General features: G+C 66.9%; 3 protein-coding genes. All 3 read right to left on the minus strand.

The annotated features are described in order from the left end of the window. Positions 1-898, minus strand: an 898-nt coding sequence (locus FVW20_RS12900; RefSeq protein WP_196609936.1) for a CHASE2 domain-containing protein, incomplete at its 3' end; no start/stop codon positions are given. A 21-nt stretch (positions 899-919) separates the two neighbouring features. After that, positions 920-1,504 (minus strand): OmpA family protein, encoded by a 585-nt coding sequence (locus FVW20_RS12905; RefSeq protein ID WP_196609937.1) that lies wholly within the window; start codon positions 1,502-1,504, stop codon positions 920-922. A gap of 9 nt (positions 1,505-1,513) precedes the next feature. Further along, positions 1,514-1,981, minus strand: a complete 468-nt coding sequence (locus FVW20_RS12910; protein WP_196609938.1) for a FecR family protein — start codon at positions 1,979-1,981, stop codon at positions 1,514-1,516. Between the last annotated feature and the right edge of the window lie 325 nt (positions 1,982-2,306).

Genomic DNA, 2,306 nt, shown 5'->3' on the forward strand with positions numbered 1-2,306 from the left:
CCTCCGCCGCCGGGACGAAGCGGTGCGCCCGCGCGCCACCGGCAAAGCGCAGCCGCATGCACGCGGCCCGGTCCACGGGTATGCGCGTTTCGCCCGTCACCAGCACCGGCCCCAGCGCGTCCGTTTCCACGCGCACCTCCCGCAGGTTGCGCACCTGCATGAACAGGGCAAGGGCCAGGCTGGGGTAGTATTGCCCCTGAAAGCGATGCAGCAGGGGAACGCGGCGGATGCTGCCGTCCTCGTCCTTTTCCACGTTGATGAATCCGGACGCGGCCAGCCCTGCCTGGATGGGGCCGGTGTTGCACAATATGCCGGTGGACTCCGCCGGGGCGATGGCCGTGGTTTCTCCGGTCACGTGCACCGGGCGGGGCAGGTTTTCCGGGTCGGGGGTGACGAGGTCGAACAGGTGCAGCACCGCGCCCACGGCTTCCGCCCCGGCCAGTACGCTGCCGAAGTAGGCGTCGTTGTCCTCCATGCCGCGGGGCACGCCGCTGATGGCGATGTCCAGCCCGAAGTCGCGCCGGAAGGCGTGGCGGATGGTGGCGATGGAGGTGCGGTCCGGCTCGGAGAACAGGACGTCCACCGCCACTCCCATGGGCCGGGCGGCGGACACCCGGCGCACGATGTCGCCGGTGAGGTAGCGCGGCCATGGCCACTGCCCCGCCACGGCCAGGCTTTCCTCGTCGATGTCCACGATGACCACCCGATCGGGAGCGGGGCCGTGCGCCATGCGGCTGGCCAACCCGTCAAGGATGCGGTTGTCCGCAAGCTGCACCAGGCCCGGCTTCGCCAGGCAGAACAGCACGGTCAGCAGCAGCCCGACGAAGGTGACGGCGGCCACCAGCCGCCGACGCGAAATGGGGACCAGGTGTGACGCGGATTTGACGGGTGTGGACATGAGGTACCGTGTCCGAAGGTATTAGCGGACCAGGATTTCCACCCGCCTGTTCCTCGCCTCGGCCACGCCGGGGGCGGTGGAAACCAGCGGGTCGTTGGCCCCGTGACCGGAAAGCGCCATGACGCTGGCGGGCACCCCGCGCGCTTCCAGCATGCGGCGTACGGCCTCTGCCCGGGCCATGGACAGCTTCTGGTTGGCGGCGGGATCGCCTGCGCTGTCACTGTGCCCGATGACCGAAACGTTGCTCACGGCGCGGCGGGTGATGTCGGCGGCGGCCTCGTCCAGCGCCGGGCGCGATGCGGGTTCCGGTTCCGTGGAGCCGGTGGGGAAGTACAGCAGAAAGCTCTTGGGCGGTTCCGGCATGGCGGCCACGGTACTGCCGAAGATGCGGTCGATCTCCTGTTGCGACATCACCTTGGGCGCGGCAGGCTTGTCGGTCACCTGGGTGGATTCGTTGGCTGCGGCCAGGGGCTGTTCGGCTCCGCCCGCCTTCACCACCACCCGGCCCACGCCGCCGTCGTCGTCGGGCACCAGCACCACGGTGGTCTTGGGCGCGCAAGCCCCCAGCACGAGACACAGCAGAAGGATGGAAAACAGCGTGCGCATGGTGCCCCCCTATTCGGCGCGGATGAGAAAACGGGTGCCGCGCACGCCCACGGCGGCCTGCGGCGTGCGGAACTTGACTGCCTCCGGCGCCAGCCTGGCCAGCCGCCCGGAAGAATAGGCCACCTCGCCACGCTGCATGTACACGTCGAAATCGTAGTCCTTTTCCAGCGGCACGAAGCGGTAGGACTGCACCTTCAGTTCCGAACCCGGCCCCACGGCGATGCGCGTGCCGTCCTGAAAGCTGACCCCGGCCTTGCCGTCCGGGCCGGTGCGCAGGATGTCGCCCACCAGCAAAGGGTCGCCCGGTGCGGGAACGGAACTGCTGCCCGCCCGTTCCACGGTGACCGCGCCGGACACCGCGCGGAAGTTGGCGGCGGGTGCTTCCGCACGCGTAACCGAGTCACAAAGGACAAGTCCCAGAGCCAGCAGCGCCAGCAGTGCCAGCGGCACATGAACCATCAGGCGTGTAGTGCGCATGGAATCCCCCGGTATGGCGGTGTTTCGCCCGCATGTGTGGCCGGAACGGAGTACGCCCGTATCCGGTTGTCCTGTCGTAGGCGTGTGTTCCTGTACACCCCCGGTGCCGCATGCCCGCGCGCGGCGTCCGGAACACATGCGAAGGCTTGTTCCTCATTGATCTTTTTGGCATTCGCTGGTCAGGGATACAATTAGATTTGGTAATACCTAACCAAAACGGACTAATCCGTTATAAAATCTCTTGCTGGACTTGTCTTCAATGCCTTTAAAAGTATGGGGAACAAGTCCTCACTCCGGTGGTTAAACCGAAAACAAACTTCACCCA

It is taken from the genome of Nitratidesulfovibrio oxamicus, assembly GCF_015731765.1.
Taxonomy (GTDB): Bacteria; Desulfobacterota; Desulfovibrionia; order Desulfovibrionales; family Desulfovibrionaceae; genus Cupidesulfovibrio; species Cupidesulfovibrio oxamicus.

Bases quoted from the DNA above. Each gene is read 5' to 3' on its own strand.
- FVW20_RS12905 (WP_196609937.1), bottom strand. From the start codon at position 1,504: ATGCGCACGCTGTTTTCCATCCTTCTGCTGTGTCTCGTGCTGGGGGCT.
- FVW20_RS12910 (WP_196609938.1), bottom strand. From the start codon at position 1,981: ATGCGCACTACACGCCTGATGGTTCATGTGCCGCTGGCACTGCTGGCG.